17 protein-coding genes are annotated in these 12,991 nt (G+C 54.2%); 5 read left to right on the top strand and 12 right to left on the bottom strand.

The window, feature by feature from the left end; all coding sequences use genetic code 11:
- Positions 1-6 precede the first annotated feature (6 nt).
- The 9 genes from nuoK to WHS46_14280 all read right to left on the bottom strand — a co-directional run bounded on the left by nuoK (position 7) and on the right by WHS46_14280 (position 6,753).
- Positions 7-309 (bottom strand): NADH-quinone oxidoreductase subunit NuoK, encoded by a 303-nt coding sequence (gene nuoK / locus WHS46_14320; protein MEJ5349853.1) that lies wholly within the window; start codon positions 307-309, stop codon positions 7-9.
- Positions 310-340: 31 nt separating this feature from the next.
- Positions 341-856, bottom strand: coding sequence for an NADH-quinone oxidoreductase subunit J (locus tag WHS46_14315; GenBank protein ID MEJ5349852.1), 516 nt, complete (start codon positions 854-856; stop codon positions 341-343).
- Positions 844-1,437: an NADH-quinone oxidoreductase subunit I gene (locus WHS46_14310; protein MEJ5349851.1), complete on the bottom strand. Its 594-nt coding sequence runs from the start codon at positions 1,435-1,437 to the stop codon at positions 844-846. Before WHS46_14310 ends, WHS46_14315 begins: the two co-directional genes overlap by 13 nt.
- Before the next feature lie 26 nt (positions 1,438-1,463).
- Entirely contained in the window at positions 1,464-2,537 is a 1,074-nt protein-coding gene (gene nuoH / locus WHS46_14305) for an NADH-quinone oxidoreductase subunit NuoH (protein ID MEJ5349850.1), read from the bottom strand.
- 2 nt (positions 2,538-2,539) lie between these two features.
- Complete coding sequence (locus WHS46_14300) at positions 2,540-3,730, bottom strand: NADH-quinone oxidoreductase subunit D (GenBank protein ID MEJ5349849.1); 1,191 nt, start codon at positions 3,728-3,730, stop codon at positions 2,540-2,542.
- A 20-nt stretch (positions 3,731-3,750) separates the two neighbouring features.
- Positions 3,751-4,233, bottom strand: a complete 483-nt coding sequence (locus WHS46_14295; GenBank protein ID MEJ5349848.1) for an NADH-quinone oxidoreductase subunit C — start codon at positions 4,231-4,233, stop codon at positions 3,751-3,753.
- 29 nt (positions 4,234-4,262) lie between these two features.
- Positions 4,263-4,832: an NADH-quinone oxidoreductase subunit NuoB gene (nuoB, locus tag WHS46_14290; protein MEJ5349847.1), complete on the bottom strand. Its 570-nt coding sequence runs from the start codon at positions 4,830-4,832 to the stop codon at positions 4,263-4,265.
- Positions 4,823-5,176, bottom strand: a complete 354-nt coding sequence (locus tag WHS46_14285) for an NADH-quinone oxidoreductase subunit A (GenBank protein ID MEJ5349846.1) — start codon at positions 5,174-5,176, stop codon at positions 4,823-4,825. The genes nuoB and WHS46_14285 overlap by 10 nt, the downstream gene beginning before the upstream one ends.
- A 200-nt stretch (positions 5,177-5,376) precedes the next feature.
- The gene (locus WHS46_14280) at positions 5,377-6,753 is read right to left on the bottom strand and encodes a B12-binding domain-containing radical SAM protein (protein MEJ5349845.1); all 1,377 of its coding nucleotides are present in this window, start codon (positions 6,751-6,753) and stop codon (positions 5,377-5,379) included.
- Positions 6,754-6,851: 98 nt separating this feature from the next.
- Between WHS46_14280 and dtd the strand changes: the two genes are divergently transcribed.
- The 4 genes from dtd (at position 6,852) to WHS46_14260 (ending at position 9,752) form a co-directional block, all read left to right on the top strand.
- Positions 6,852-7,301 (top strand): D-aminoacyl-tRNA deacylase, encoded by a 450-nt coding sequence (dtd, locus tag WHS46_14275; GenBank protein MEJ5349844.1) that lies wholly within the window; start codon positions 6,852-6,854, stop codon positions 7,299-7,301.
- A 37-nt stretch (positions 7,302-7,338) separates the two neighbouring features.
- Positions 7,339-7,860: a hypothetical protein gene (locus WHS46_14270; protein ID MEJ5349843.1), complete on the top strand. Its 522-nt coding sequence runs from the start codon at positions 7,339-7,341 to the stop codon at positions 7,858-7,860.
- A gap of 205 nt (positions 7,861-8,065) precedes the next feature.
- A complete protein-coding gene (locus WHS46_14265; GenBank protein MEJ5349842.1) occupies positions 8,066-8,674 on the top strand; it encodes a metallophosphoesterase in 609 nt (202 codons plus the stop codon).
- Positions 8,658-9,752, top strand: a complete 1,095-nt coding sequence (locus WHS46_14260) for an Lrp/AsnC ligand binding domain-containing protein (GenBank protein MEJ5349841.1) — start codon at positions 8,658-8,660, stop codon at positions 9,750-9,752. The genes WHS46_14265 and WHS46_14260 overlap by 17 nt, the downstream gene beginning before the upstream one ends.
- A gap of 18 nt (positions 9,753-9,770) precedes the next feature.
- Here the strand turns inward: WHS46_14260 and WHS46_14255 are convergent, their stop codons facing one another.
- Positions 9,771-10,370, bottom strand: a complete 600-nt coding sequence (locus tag WHS46_14255; protein ID MEJ5349840.1) for a DUF3365 domain-containing protein — start codon at positions 10,368-10,370, stop codon at positions 9,771-9,773.
- Positions 10,371-10,512: 142 nt separating this feature from the next.
- On the opposite strand from WHS46_14255, the gene WHS46_14250 reads away from it, so the two are divergent.
- Positions 10,513-11,088 carry a rhodanese-like domain-containing protein gene (locus tag WHS46_14250; protein MEJ5349839.1) on the top strand — a complete coding sequence of 192 codons (576 nt, stop codon included), beginning with the start codon at positions 10,513-10,515 and terminating at the stop codon, positions 11,086-11,088.
- A 91-nt stretch (positions 11,089-11,179) separates the two neighbouring features.
- On the opposite strand, the gene WHS46_14245 is transcribed toward WHS46_14250, so the two are convergent.
- A complete protein-coding gene (locus WHS46_14245) occupies positions 11,180-11,569 on the bottom strand; it encodes a metallopeptidase family protein (protein ID MEJ5349838.1) in 390 nt (129 codons plus the stop codon).
- Between the two features lie 94 nt (positions 11,570-11,663).
- On the bottom strand, positions 11,664-12,989 hold the full coding sequence (locus WHS46_14240; GenBank protein MEJ5349837.1) for a DUF362 domain-containing protein: 1,326 nt from the start codon (positions 12,987-12,989) through the stop codon (positions 11,664-11,666).
- Positions 12,990-12,991 lie beyond the last annotated feature (2 nt).

The following is a 12,991-nucleotide window of genomic DNA, read 5'->3' as shown; positions in this document are numbered from 1 at the left end:
TCCTTCCTAACCTTTGCTTAGATTGATTTCGTCCACATCGACGGTCGGCTTGTTGCGGAAAAGGGCGATGAGGATTGCCAACCCCACAGCAGCCTCAGCCGCAGCCACGGTCATGATCATGAAGACATAGACGTGACCGTCCAGACTGTTAAGAAACCGTGAATAAGCCACAATAGTGAGGTTCACGGCGTTGAGCATCAGTTCAATGCACATGTAGATGATCAGCGCATTGCGATGCGCCAGAACGCCCACCGCACCGATGGAAAACAACACAGCGCCCAGCACCAGGTATGCGTTTAACGAAACCATAGGCTCCACCCGATAATTCAGCGGCCCCACCCTAGGCCCCCGAATTACCTATCCTCCTCTTGGCTAGAATCACCGCTCCCACGATGGCCGCAAGCAACAACACGGACGCTATTTCAAAGGGCAGCAGGTACTTGGTGAAAAGCATCCAGCCCACCGCTTTGGTGGTCCCGAAGCTGGGATCCACTTCCACCGCCGTCACCGAAGGTCCCAGTCGATTCATGACCACGACCATGGCGACCAGGAGAACGCCCACCACAACGGTTCCCGCCAACTGAATGAAAAAGACATTCTTGGCGAGCTTTCCCTCTTTTTCTTCTATGTTCAAAAGCATGATCACAAACAAGAACAACACCATGATGGCGCCGGCATAAACGATCAGCTGCAGCACCGCGATCAGGTGGGCGTTTAGCAGAGCATAAAGGCCCGCCAAAAAGGACATGGTCGCCACTAGGCTCATGGCCGCACGCACCGGCCGCTTGGTGGTCACCATCAGCAGGGCCGAAACCACCGCCCCCACGCAAAAGGCATAGAAGATCAGTAGTTCCATTTGGAGTATATCCTTCTCACATAAGAAAGACGCGCCTTGACCTTCGACTCCGGCCTCAACAACTGCTCCTTTTGGAAGACCAGCCGGCTGCGTTCCCTCTGCGCGAGCCCCTGGTATTCATCGCTCATCACAATGGCTTCCTTAGGGCATACCTCTTCACAATACCCACAATACACGCAACGACCTAAATCCAAAGTGTACCGCTCCGGATACCTCTCTCCCGGAGCCTTTTCGGCCGCCACGATCGAGATGGCATGGGCCGGGCACATCTTCTCGCACAATCCGCAGGCCACGCACTTCTCCTTGCCCTGGGCATCGGCCACCAACACGGGCCGGCCACGATAGGCTGGAGGCAGTGTGAGTTTCTCTTCCGGGTAATAGACCGTAAAGATTTTGCGCTTCTTTCCGGCCGGAGGAAAGATGAAGCCGATCATGTTGATGAAGAAATGCTTGCTGGTCACCACCAGCCCGCGCACGATTTCGGCCACATAGAGCTTTTCCCACAAGGTCATGTCCAGGCGACGCCGCACCTTTTTGGGCTTCAAGACCGCCGCGGGAATGCCCACCTGCACGGAAGTCACGGTGTGCTCCAAACCTGTCGTTGTCCTCATAGCAGCAAAACCACCAGCCCGGTAATTGAGAGGTTGATGAGGGAAAGCGGCAGCAACATCTTCCAGCACATTCTCATGACCTGGTCATATCGGAAGCGCGGAAGCGTCCACCGGATGGTCATTTGCAGCCAGATGAAGAAAGACACCTTCGTAAAAAAGACCGCAATGTTGACCAACATGGCCAAGGCGGCGGCGCCGTTGGGCCCCGCAAACTGAAACCAACTCAGCAGCATGGCGTCCGTCACAAAGGGGATGTGCCAAGCGCCGAAAAAGAGTGTGGTCACCACGGCACTGATGGTTACCATCTCCAAAAACTCAGCCATCCAAAACATGACGAACTTCATGCCGCTGTATTCCGTGAAATACCCAGCCACCAGCTCCGATTCCGCTTCCGGAATGTCAAAGGGAATGCGCTTGTTTTCCGCAATAGCGCAAGTCATGAAAATGATGAACCCTAGGGGTTGCAGAAAGATTCCCCAGCGGAAGAAGTCCTCTTGAATAGCGCCGATTTCCGTAAGTTTAAGGGTTCCATAGACCATAATGAGACCGATGATGCTCAGCCCCATGGCCACTTCATAGGAAAGCATCTGGGCCGAGGCCCGAAGACCACCCAAAAGAGACCAGTTGCTTCGAGAAGACCATCCCGCCAGCACCGTCCCGTAGGTAGCCAAACCGGCTAAAGCGAACACGTAAAGAATGCCGACATCCAGGTCCGCAATGACCAAATGTACCTCGTGGCCGAACAGTTCGTAACGACCGCCGAAAGGCACAATGGCGAACGCGGCGATGGCGGGAACCAGAGAAATAAAAGGCGCCAGAGTGTGAAAGAACTTGTTGGCGTTGGCGGGAACGAAATCTTCCTTGGTGAGCAGCTTGATGGCATCGGCGAGGGAATGGAACAATCCGATGGCCGTAAAACCCAAAATGTCAGCTCGGTTGGCGCCGATACGATCCTGCATCACGGCGCTCTGCTTTCTCTCCACCCACCCCAAAATGGGCGCGAAAACGCCCACGTTGACCGCGAAGATGAAGAGGATCTTGGCAACGGATTCGATAAGATCTGCAGCCATGGCTATCTATCGCATTCTCCGCCGATCATGTTGATCATGTCAAATGTGGGGACGATATCCGCAAGCAACCGGCCTTTGACCAGCCTCGGCATGGCGGCGGTCAAAGCAAAGCAGGGCGGTCTCACTCGGCACTTGACCGGTTTGCCGCTGCCGTCGCTCACCAGATAAAACCCCAACTCACCGTTTCCGCCTTCCACAGCCTGGTACACTTCACCTGGAGGCGGCTTGATGCCTTCGATGACCGTCTTGAAGTGGTAAATGAGAGAGTCGATGCGGGTGTAAATTTTTTCCTTTGGTTCCATGCGCACGTGAGGCAGTCGCACATTGATGGGACCGTCAGGCATCTGCGCCAAGGCCTGTTCCACGATGCGCATGCTCTGCTGCATTTCTTCCATGCGCACCAAGTACTTGTCGTAATTATCGCCCGTTTCCCCAATAGGGACCTCAAAATCCATGCGGTCATACACCAGATAGGGCTGGGCTTTGCGCACATCGTACGGCACACCGCAGGCTCTGAGGCACGGCCCCGTAAATCCGTAAGCGATGGCCTCTTCCCCGCTGATGGCGCCTACACCCCGCACACGGTCGATGAATATGCGGTTCTTGGTCAGGAGCTTGTCCACATCCTTCCACAGACGCCGCACTTCTTTGAAGACATGCTTGACTTTTTCGTCAAAGCGCTCCGGCAGATCGTTTTTGAGGCCGCCGATGCGCACATAATTGACGGTCACTCGAGCGCCGCACAGAGCTTCTATGAGATCCCAGACCAGTTCGCGAGCTTCCACAAAATAGAGAAAGGCCGTAAAGGCACCCAATTCCAAGCCGGCAGCCGCCACGTTGGTCAAATGGTCCGCAAGGCGCGACAGTTCGCAGGCGATGACCCTCAAATACTTGCACCGCTCGGGCACATCGATTCCCAAAAGCTTTTCCACAGCCAGGGCATAGCCCGTGTTGTTGATCAGGGGAGAGACGTAGTTGAGACGATCCGTATAGGGGATCACCTGTTGCCATGTGCTGTTTTCGCACATCTTTTCAAAACCTCGGTGGAGGTAGCCGATCTCCACATCGAGGTCCACGATGGTTTCTCCTTCCAGGGTGGCTAGGAACTTCACCGTGCCATGGGTCACCGGGTGCGATGGACCCATGTTGATGACCATGAGTTCGGTATGAAGGTCTCTTGAAATTTCAGACATGGCGCCTATCCATTGGAGTGTTAGTTGACAGGGCCGATCAGGGGCTGCCTTTTCTTCAGCGGATAGTCCTTGCGCAAGGGATGCCCTTCAAAGCCCTCGTAAAGGAGAATACGACGCAAATTGGGATGGCCCTGGAAGACCACCCCGTACATATCGTACGCCTCCCGCTCAAACCAGTCGGCGGCGATCCATACCGGCACCACCGAATCAATGGTGAGGTCGGATTCGGGCACTAGAGCTTTGAGGCGAACCCTTTGATTGTGAGCCAGGGAATAAAGGTGATAGACCACTTCAAAGCGAGGTTCCCGCCCCAGATAATCCACCACCGTCAGGTCCATCATGAAGTTATAGAGCAGATCCGGGTCGTCCCGGAGAAAGAAACAAATGTCGCGAATCTTATCCTTGGTGACGATGACCGTGTCGTCGCCTCGAAATCGGTGCGTGCCGACCACGGCGTCCGGAAACTTCTGAGCCAGCTTTTTGAGCGTGACGCTTTCGTCCATGAGCCCCATATCCTTGTTCGCTACCGGCCCTAACAGCGGCTCACCGGCGCTTCACCCCGCGGCCAATCCGACCACCGCTCCTCCTTGACCTTCTGCTGCAGCTGCAACAAACCATCTAAAACCATCTCCGGGCGCGGCGGGCATCCCGGAACATAAATGTCCACAGGAATTAGAGTGTCAATGCCCTGAACCACGGAGTAGTTGTCGTAAAACCCGCCTGAAACCGCACACACACCAAAGGCGAAAACCCATTTGGGTTCCGCCATCTGGTTGTAGACTTTGACAAGAATGGGGGCCTGCTTGTGGCTGATGGTGCCGACCACCATGAGAAGGTCAGCCTGACGTGGAGAAAAACGAGGCAGAGCGGCCCCAAATCGGTCCAGGTCGTAACGAGGCCCGGCCACCGACATGAATTCCATGCCGCAACAGGCCGTCACAAAAGGATAAAGGAAAAAGGAATACTTGCGGGCCCAGTTGACCGCCGCTTCCAGCCGGGTCAAAATCACGCTGCCATCCAAAAGGCGCTCAGGCCCCGTGCTTTCCTTCTGTCTCGCCACAAGATCGCGCGTGACTTGCCAGCGCGAAAGCTTCAATCCCATTCCAAAGCTCCCCTTCTCCATATGTAAACAAGGCCCACGGCCAAAATGAACACAAACAACATCATTTCCACAAAACCAAACCACCCAAGGTCGTTGAACAAAACCGCCCAAGGGTACAAAAAGACAGTTTCAATGTCGAAGATCACAAAAAATAAAGCCACGAGATAAAACTTCACCGAGAATCTCTGCTTGGGGTTCACAATGGGGCTTTCGCCACATTCGAACACCTCCATTTTTTCGGCAAACTTTTTCTTTGGGCCGATGTAGGTGGTAGCCGCGATCATGCCGGCCGCCGTGGCCGCCGCCACAAAGAACATAATGAGAACGGGAACATAAGGATTCATGCGCGCGATCCCATACCGACAATACCCATGGTTTCCACAACCCCTTCTTGGGAATTGTGATCCTTGTCACACACCGTTCCATATTTTTAGGGATCCCCCCTTCCTCAAATACGGCATGGTTCGGCAGGATCCCGATATGGGAAGGAGTGTATACCGCCGTTGCCAAAGGCGGTCAAGAAATATTTCACGAAGGAAGGGGTCTAGGATGCGAGCCTACGTCGTGCGTCCCGCGCGAGCTTCTTTAAAGCCGAGAGGTCTTCCAGGGTAAAATCGGAACGCCGGCACGCAAATAAAGAATTGTTATGAGTCAAAGGTTCGTCTAGCAAAGGAAAGGCGCTGATCTTTACGGCTCTATTCCACAGCGCGGTTCCAGGAATCGGCGAAAATTCCGCCACAAAAGGTTGGGCTTCGGCGTCGCGGACCACTTCGATGGCTTCCGCCACTTCTTCCGGGGTTTGTTCCGGAACGCCCGCCAAGAGGTAGACCCCGATATTTTTGGAAGAAAAGCCCGCTCGAAAAAGATTTTCCATGGCCTGATAAAACATTTTGAGATCGGTTTTGCCGCCCCATTGTCTCTGTCGCTCTCCTCGCGTAGTTTCCAAACCCAACCGTAGAGTGACAAAACCTGCTTCAAAAAGAAGTCGACACCATGCCGGATCGGTCAGACCCCGCACATGAAGGGCGTTGGGCGTATGAAACCTTAGCGAAAGACCGGCCTGCATCACTTTTTTCAAAAGACTTTCCAGAACCGATTTGCCGGTCAACAGAAGAGCATCATCGTAAAAGGCGTAATCACGAACACCGGTTTTTTCTTGAAAAGACAGCACTTGGGCCCACAGCTTATCGATCGAAAAGGTGAGTCTCTCCTTTTGCAGCACCGACGAAGCACAGTACGGACACCGATAGGGGCAGCCAAGGCTTAAGAGAAGAGGACCGTAGGTAGGCTGCACCAGCAGATCCAGGGCCGGAACGCACGATCGTGTCACATTTGCCCAGGCCTCGACATTTTTCAGCGGATACCCCAGAAATGCTTCCAACGCCAAAGCTACGTCTTTCAAAGACCCACTGCTGAAGACACGGTCAGCCCCGCTTTTTTCCCGAGCATGCTTGGAACACAACCGTGCATAGACGCCTCCTAACCACACCGGCACCTCCGGCAGAACCTCCCGAATCACACCAATGGTTTCCTGAACCCCAGGATACCAGTATGTCATATGGCTGGTCACACATACCAGGTTAGGCCTGGGAATTTCGGTCAGCTTTTTTCGAAAGCTGTCCGGATGAATTCCGTAGCGGAAAAAGGGACGGCCCAAATCGGCCAAAATTTCAGGAACGGGTATGGGCGTCTTAAAATATTTTCCCGTCCCGAAGGCATCGTCTCTTCCCGAAAGGACGTCGGTACGCCCTTCCGTATCCGGGTCGTGCCGCTCCAGACAATCGATGAAAACGACACGCCAGCCTTCATCGCGCAGCAAGGCGCCAAGAAGCAAAAGTCCCAAGGGTTTCGCCCACAAATCGTAGGCGGCAAAATCCGTGATCCAGGGGTTTACCAGAAGGACCGTAGGGGAATGGGGCATGGGCTTCATTCCTGTTTCTCAAAACCGTTTGCCATGGGCCGGGTTCCTTTTATATCCTGCGTCGGTTGAAAAGGTCAAAAAAGCTGAGGGAAGGTTTCATGCGAGCCGTCGTGCAGAGGGTTTCTCGAGCGTCCGTAGAAGTGCAAGGAAAGATCGTGGGGGCCATCGGCAAAGGTCTTCTCGTGCTTCTCGGCGTCGGTCGCGAAGACACCGACCACGATGCCCGATACCTTGCGGAAAAGATCGTCCATATGCGAATCTTTGCGGACGAGCAAGGTAAACTGAACCGTTCGGTGTTGGAAACGGGCGGGGCCGTCCTGGCCGTCTCCCAGTTCACCCTCTGGGGTGATTGCCGCAAAGGGCGCCGCCCCTCCTTTGTGGACGCAGCCCCCTTGGAGCCCGCTCGACGTCTTTACGAAACCTTCATTCAGGAAGTTGAGGCTTTGGGCGTTCCTGTTGCCACCGGAATCTTTCAAGAAACCATGGCCGTTCATTTGACCAACGACGGTCCGGTCACACTGCTTTTGGACAGCCGCAAAAACTTTTGATCCTCAAGAGCCCATGCACGCCATCGAAGGAGCTATCATGAGCGACGACACACTTCAATCCAGCCAAATTCGAACGGAGACCACGACGTCTAACGGAGAAGATATACTGATTCTTGTGGATCGAGAAGGGGATTGGTTTTACGGAGATCGACCCATTTTTCGCCGGGAAATTCTTGAAACCTTTTATCAGTGCCTGCGTCTCTGCGACGACGGCCGTTATGTCCTTGAATGGCAAGGCCGAGTGTATCCCATCGTCGTGGCGGATACGCCTTTTGTCGTCACCCGCGTCGATCGCGTCACCAACGGCTCCAATGAAATCCACCTGCAGTTGACCTTCAAGCATCTTGCGGAAACCGAAATCCTGGATCCCCGCAGTTTGTGGGTCGGAGCGGAGAACGTGCTCTATTGCCGCATTCGGCAAGGACGCTTTCCGGCTCGCTTCTCAAGACCCGCCTATTATCAGGTGGCTCAATGGATTGAGCCTCTGGACGAAGATCGGTTCGCCCTGAGACTGGGCGATCGGCTTTTCCCGATCGCTTTCAACGCCGTCGAGAAATAAGCGGAGGTGATGATTTTCCTGGAAGCGCAGGTCGCCGGGCCGGTCCTTTTTCAAATGGGACGGGTTTTTGCTGAGGGGCGGACGCAACGATCCATTCCTGCGCGTGATTGATCGCGCTGTGACCTCAAGGCATTGTCGGACCCGGCACCCGAGCGCTTCATCCCATTCAAGCTCGGCAGGTCTTCTTGCCAGCGGATTTTGTCCCATGCGTTTTTTGACTGTTTCCGATACGGTGAGTCCGGAACTCTTTCCCGTCACCGATCCAAGGGCCTTTCAACCCCTGGATGCCGTGCTTTCCTGCGGGGATGTGCCGCCGGAATACCTCACGTACTTGGGACATGTTTTTCGTGTGCCCGTCTACTATGTGCGGGGCAATCACGACATTCGCTATGTCAGTCGGCCTCCTCAAGGAGCCGTCAATGTGCATGGTCGCCTTATTTCTTTCAAGGGTTTACGGATCGTGGGTTTTGAGGGGTCCATGTGGTACAATGGCGGGCCTGTGCAGTACACGGAAACCCAAATGAGTTGGATCGTGTGGAAAACACGCCTGAAACTCTTATGGCGCGGCCGTGTGGATATGGTTTTGGCTCACGCACCGCCCCGAGGTTTCGGCGATGGGCAGGATCTCTGCCACAGGGGATTTCAGTGTTTCGTCCGGTTTATTCGTTCCCAGAAGCCCCGTTGGTTCATTCACGGGCATGTGCATCGTCCCTTTCATGAGCCTTCCCAAAGGCTTCTTCAGCTCGGCGAAACCACCATTGTGAACACCGTCGGCTGGTCCGTTGTGGATACAGACCATGAAACGATGGCTTGAACGATTAGGGCTTCGAAAACCCGAACCTTCCAAAACCCCTGGACCCGAGACTCTGCATGACCTTCAGCGCCACGACGGCGCTTATGAATGCCGGGATCGAGGTCTGCGCACGGTGCCCCTGCCCAAAATTGTGGGCAGCGTCGGCCGCTACCAGGATTTCGACGAACGGTTTCACCTGAAAAGCCGAGCGCCTTCGGAACGACTTGAACAGATCAAGAACGCCATGCGACAGGGTGTGGTGATGCCTCCTGTGAAATTGTGGCAGATTCGAGATGTCTACTTTGTGGAGGACGGCAATCACCGCGTCGCCGCCGCCAAGGCTCTAGGGCATGATGAAATTCTGGCGCATATCGTGGAATTCATACCATCCGGCGACAACTTACAGGACGCCGTCTACAGGCAACGAGCTCATTTCCTTGATGTCACCGGCCTTCACGCGGACATCACTCTCACCGAACCCGGCCAATATGATCGTCTGTTGGCCCAGATTCAACGTCATCTCGAATACTTGCGAAGCCGGGAAAGAACCGATATCACGCTGCAGGAAGCCGCCAGGGATTGGTACAACCACATTTACCGTCCTCTCACCACACTTCTTTCCAAAGCCCGCCTGGTTGACGGTTTTCCCGGACGCACCACAGCCGACCTGTACGCCTATATTTCGGTAAGGCTCTGGGAAAAAGGGGAACGACGCCAATACGGCATCGGCCTCAACGACATTCTTCCCGACGACATGGAGGCTTTTCGAGAAAAAATGAAAGACGTCAATGGACAGCACTACCCTGAAATGCGGCGAACCATCACAGCCTTTGTCCTCATGAACGTGCAGGCCAAAAAGGAAGAAAAAATCACGGAAAAACTCCTGGATCTCAAGGAAGTCCAGGAGGTGCACAGCGTCTTTGGAGATGTGGATCTTTTGGTCAAGATTCAGCTGCACCGGGATCTTCTCAGTTCCGACGCCGAAACCATTTCTCAGTTCGTTCACGAAAACATTCGAAAACTTCCAGGCGTGCTGGCCACCAAAACCCTTATCCCCGGTACCTCCCATATCAAGGAAACACAGGAAATCTCGCATTGAACTCAAGAAGGTTGACCTTCACGGTTCCGCCACCACCTCTTGAGGAATCGTCACATGAATCACGCCGCGAAATTCTCCGGCGCTGTAACCTCGAGCCTGATCCTGAGGGTAAAGAGTGTTCAAGGTTTGCTTTATATTTTCGGGCATTTTTTCTTCTTGCCCGTGGCAGGTCAGGCATACGCCGGCTGTTCGAATCGGTTCAAAGTAATGATAGACTTTGTTTTCCAGCCGAAGAACCGGTTCGACAGCTTCTTGTGCCTGAAGGCGGGCTTCCATTTCTTTCAGAATCTTGGTCTCCAGATGATCGGGGCGATTCATCTCATTGCGACACCGCAAACTGGTTCGTTTAACCGTCATGGACGGAACATCCATGAGACGCGGAATGCTTTGTGTCAAGAGCAGAGCCTTTTGGGAACACACGCGAATGGCTTGCCCTGGTCCGCCCTCCTGGATGGCCGACATCAGCTCCGATTTCAACACCCTCTGAAGCTCAGTTGCAGCATTAGACCCTAGCTGCCGAGCCCGCTCTTCCTCAGAAGGGCTTGCTCCAGCCCCAACACACACGAAAACCATAAAACCCACAGCCGCCAAGGTTATCAGCTTCCTTCCGCCGGACATAAGACACCTCCCGACCGATAAGTCCGTCTTGAATCGTGCCATGTCCACTGAGTCTTCTATAACTTTGATTGTTGACTAGCCAACAGATCGTGTCAAATATAATGTAAAAGTGTGGGGGGACTTAAAGACAGGAGTGGGAAAAATGAAACAACGTGTCTGGATTTGGGTTTGTGTGTTCGTCATTACGGTCTTTACCGTGAGCGCCATCGCAGCCGATGTGCCTTCCGACGAAAAGAAAAGAACCAGTTTCAACAAGTACGTCACTGCCCTGGAAGCCTACGAAATGTGGAAGGCCGACCCTCAAAAGGTAAAAATCCTCGATGTGCGCACGCCCGAAGAATACGTCTTTGTCGGGCATCCGCCCATGGCCGTGAACATTCCTTCCGAAATTTGGGCCGGTCAGTGGAACGAAGAGAAGAAGGATTTTCCTTTAGTTCCCAATCCCAACTTCGAAGCCCAAGTCAAAGCGCGGTTTCAGTCTGACGACGTTCTCCTGGTCATGTGCCGTTCCGGCCATCGTAGTGCCAAGGCTATCGAACGCATGGCGGCGGCCGGCTTTACGAATGTTTATAACATCGTGGACGGTTTTGAAGGTGACAAAATCAATGATACGGAAAGTTATTTCCATGGTAAACGCATGAAAAACGGCTGGAAAAATTCGGGAGCTCCATGGACCTATAACTTGGACCCTCAACTGGTTTTCATGCCCAAACCGTAACCGTGGCCACACTGGCTCCCCCCACCCTCTGAGCGTGTGTCCAGAGCTTTAGTCACGACGCCCTCCAGGATTTATGGGCGTCGTTCTTTTTTCAGCCGTAACCCAGTTCTTCGAGGTGTTCGTCACTAATCCCAAAGGCATGGGCGATTTCATGAACCACGGTGAGCTCGATTTCCTCGATGAGTTCCTCCCGAGTGCTGCACAGTCTTTCTAAAGGGTCTTGAAAGATGTAGATGGTATCGGGGTACAGAGGAGGCTCGGTAAGGCTGCGTTCCGGAAGCGGCACGCCGTCATAAAGACCCAAGAGGGTCTCCCCGGAAGGAAGCCCCATCTCTTCAAGGAGCTCAGGACTTGGCCGGTGTTCCACCGTAATCACCACGTTGTCCAGGTGCCGGCGAATTTCCCAAGGAATGCGCGACACAGCCCTTTCGACGACTTCTTCAAATTCTCTTCGGCTCAGCCGAATTTTCTTGGAAGCCATCACCTCACCTTGGAGACCCTGTCAAGATTTTTCAGGCTGTAAGGACCCATGCTTTCCCTCCACAGCGTCTGATTCTTAGGAAGGCATTCAAACTTTACGTTACCTGGTAAAAGGCTTCCTCGAATTCCGGCATTTCGGCGTATCTTTTGAGAAACCTTCCTGGGTACACGGCATAACTTTCCAGGACGGCCGGGTCCAGAAGAATACCGGCTTCATGGAAGGCGTGGGCGATCGCCGCAGGTTCCGGAGGACATCCCGGTACGGGCAGGGCATGGACCATGGCCCGGTTGTTCCGATGCCGTTTCGTCATGCATCGACCAAGCAAAATGGTATGCTTTTTCCCCGGTGTGGGATCCATGGCTTTGCCGGTGAGCACCTCCACATCGTCCCAAGGGGTCCCTTGCCAGGCTCGAGCCACCGCCGTGAGTATCAGTCCGTTCAGAAACGAACAATAGGTACACAAGGTCTCATCGTATTTGCGATAGGTTATGCCTTGAATCCCGAAACCGGCCATGACCTTGGGCAGGGATCCGTCCGGAGTATATTCAAAGGCGTAGGCGTGAGGGTGTCGTAAAGATTCCAGGGATTCTCCGCACACCATAACGTCGGAAAGATCCCCCGGTCGGCCGGCCTCTTTCGTCGCCCACTCCAGGTGCGGAACCTGGTGAGCCTCATATCCCAACAGAGCCGCCCCCACCAGGTCCGCCGAAAGCAAATCCCGAGAAGCCACGAGAACATTCATGCGATGGGCCGTGCCATCAAAGCCCGGCCCTCGTTCGTTGCTGTAGATACCGTCGATGACGGTAAAAACGGGAGGAAGGCCTTTGGGCAAAGCGGCGACCATGCGATGAAGGTTCCACTCGGGATTCGGGCTGTGGCAGCGCTTGCGCGAGGCCAAATCGATGAGCCCTTTCAGGTTCTTGATCCCCAGACTTACCACGGTCTGGGCATGGGTTTTGAGCACGGGAAGGTTCACAATGAGATCGCTTTCCAAAGCGTCCACATTGAAGGCCAGTTCCACACCGTCGCCGACAGACACCTTACGAAACGGTCTTTGAAACACATCCACCACCTGGATTCCGTAACGCCGCGCCAGCGTCTCATAGCCCAAAGCACGGAAGGCTCTTTCCGCCAAGCCTTTGTCTTTGGGGTTTAAATTCACGAGTCCTTCCCCCAGGACGATGGTACCGACACCCGCGTCCTTGAGGCAGCGCACCACGTCTTCCACAACCCGACTCGTGGTGATCACACCCCATTTGGGAAAGGGCGTTGCCGAAGTCCAACAAACCACGTTCGGTTTCACAAAAGCACGGGTCGCCGCCCCTACGGAACCAAAACCTCCGGCTGCTTCCACCACCTCGACCACCGAACGACAGGGCTCCTCGTACCTCTTAAGCCCCACTCGAAAAACACCTTCCATGT

This window comes from Desulfosoma sp. (assembly GCA_037481875.1).
Taxonomy (GTDB): domain Bacteria; phylum Desulfobacterota; class Syntrophobacteria; order Syntrophobacterales; family DSM-9756; genus Desulfosoma.
The sequence above is the reverse complement of the archived record's forward strand: the minus strand, read 5'-3'. Positions and strand labels throughout refer to the sequence as shown.

Bases quoted from the DNA above. Each gene is read 5' to 3' on its own strand.
- nuoK (MEJ5349853.1), bottom strand. From the start codon at position 309: ATGGTTTCGTTAAACGCATACCTGGTGCTGGGCGCTGTGTTGTTTTCC.
- WHS46_14315 (MEJ5349852.1), bottom strand. From the start codon at position 856: ATGGAACTACTGATCTTCTATGCCTTTTGCGTGGGGGCGGTGGTTTCG.
- nuoH (MEJ5349850.1), bottom strand. From the start codon at position 2,537: ATGGCTGCAGATCTTATCGAATCCGTTGCCAAGATCCTCTTCATCTTC.
- WHS46_14300 (MEJ5349849.1), bottom strand. From the start codon at position 3,730: ATGTCTGAAATTTCAAGAGACCTTCATACCGAACTCATGGTCATCAAC.
- WHS46_14295 (MEJ5349848.1), bottom strand. From the start codon at position 4,233: ATGGACGAAAGCGTCACGCTCAAAAAGCTGGCTCAGAAGTTTCCGGAC.
- nuoB (MEJ5349847.1), bottom strand. From the start codon at position 4,832: ATGGGATTGAAGCTTTCGCGCTGGCAAGTCACGCGCGATCTTGTGGCG.
- WHS46_14285 (MEJ5349846.1), bottom strand. From the start codon at position 5,176: ATGAATCCTTATGTTCCCGTTCTCATTATGTTCTTTGTGGCGGCGGCC.
- WHS46_14280 (MEJ5349845.1), bottom strand. From the start codon at position 6,753: ATGCCCCATTCCCCTACGGTCCTTCTGGTAAACCCCTGGATCACGGAT.
- dtd (MEJ5349844.1), top strand. From the start codon at position 6,852: ATGCGAGCCGTCGTGCAGAGGGTTTCTCGAGCGTCCGTAGAAGTGCAA.
- WHS46_14270 (MEJ5349843.1), top strand. From the start codon at position 7,339: ATGAGCGACGACACACTTCAATCCAGCCAAATTCGAACGGAGACCACG.
- WHS46_14265 (MEJ5349842.1), top strand. From the start codon at position 8,066: ATGCGTTTTTTGACTGTTTCCGATACGGTGAGTCCGGAACTCTTTCCC.
- WHS46_14260 (MEJ5349841.1), top strand. From the start codon at position 8,658: ATGAAACGATGGCTTGAACGATTAGGGCTTCGAAAACCCGAACCTTCC.
- WHS46_14255 (MEJ5349840.1), bottom strand. From the start codon at position 10,370: ATGTCCGGCGGAAGGAAGCTGATAACCTTGGCGGCTGTGGGTTTTATG.
- WHS46_14250 (MEJ5349839.1), top strand. From the start codon at position 10,513: ATGAAACAACGTGTCTGGATTTGGGTTTGTGTGTTCGTCATTACGGTC.
- WHS46_14245 (MEJ5349838.1), bottom strand. From the start codon at position 11,569: ATGGCTTCCAAGAAAATTCGGCTGAGCCGAAGAGAATTTGAAGAAGTC.
- WHS46_14240 (MEJ5349837.1), bottom strand. From the start codon at position 12,989: ATGGAAGGTGTTTTTCGAGTGGGGCTTAAGAGGTACGAGGAGCCCTGT.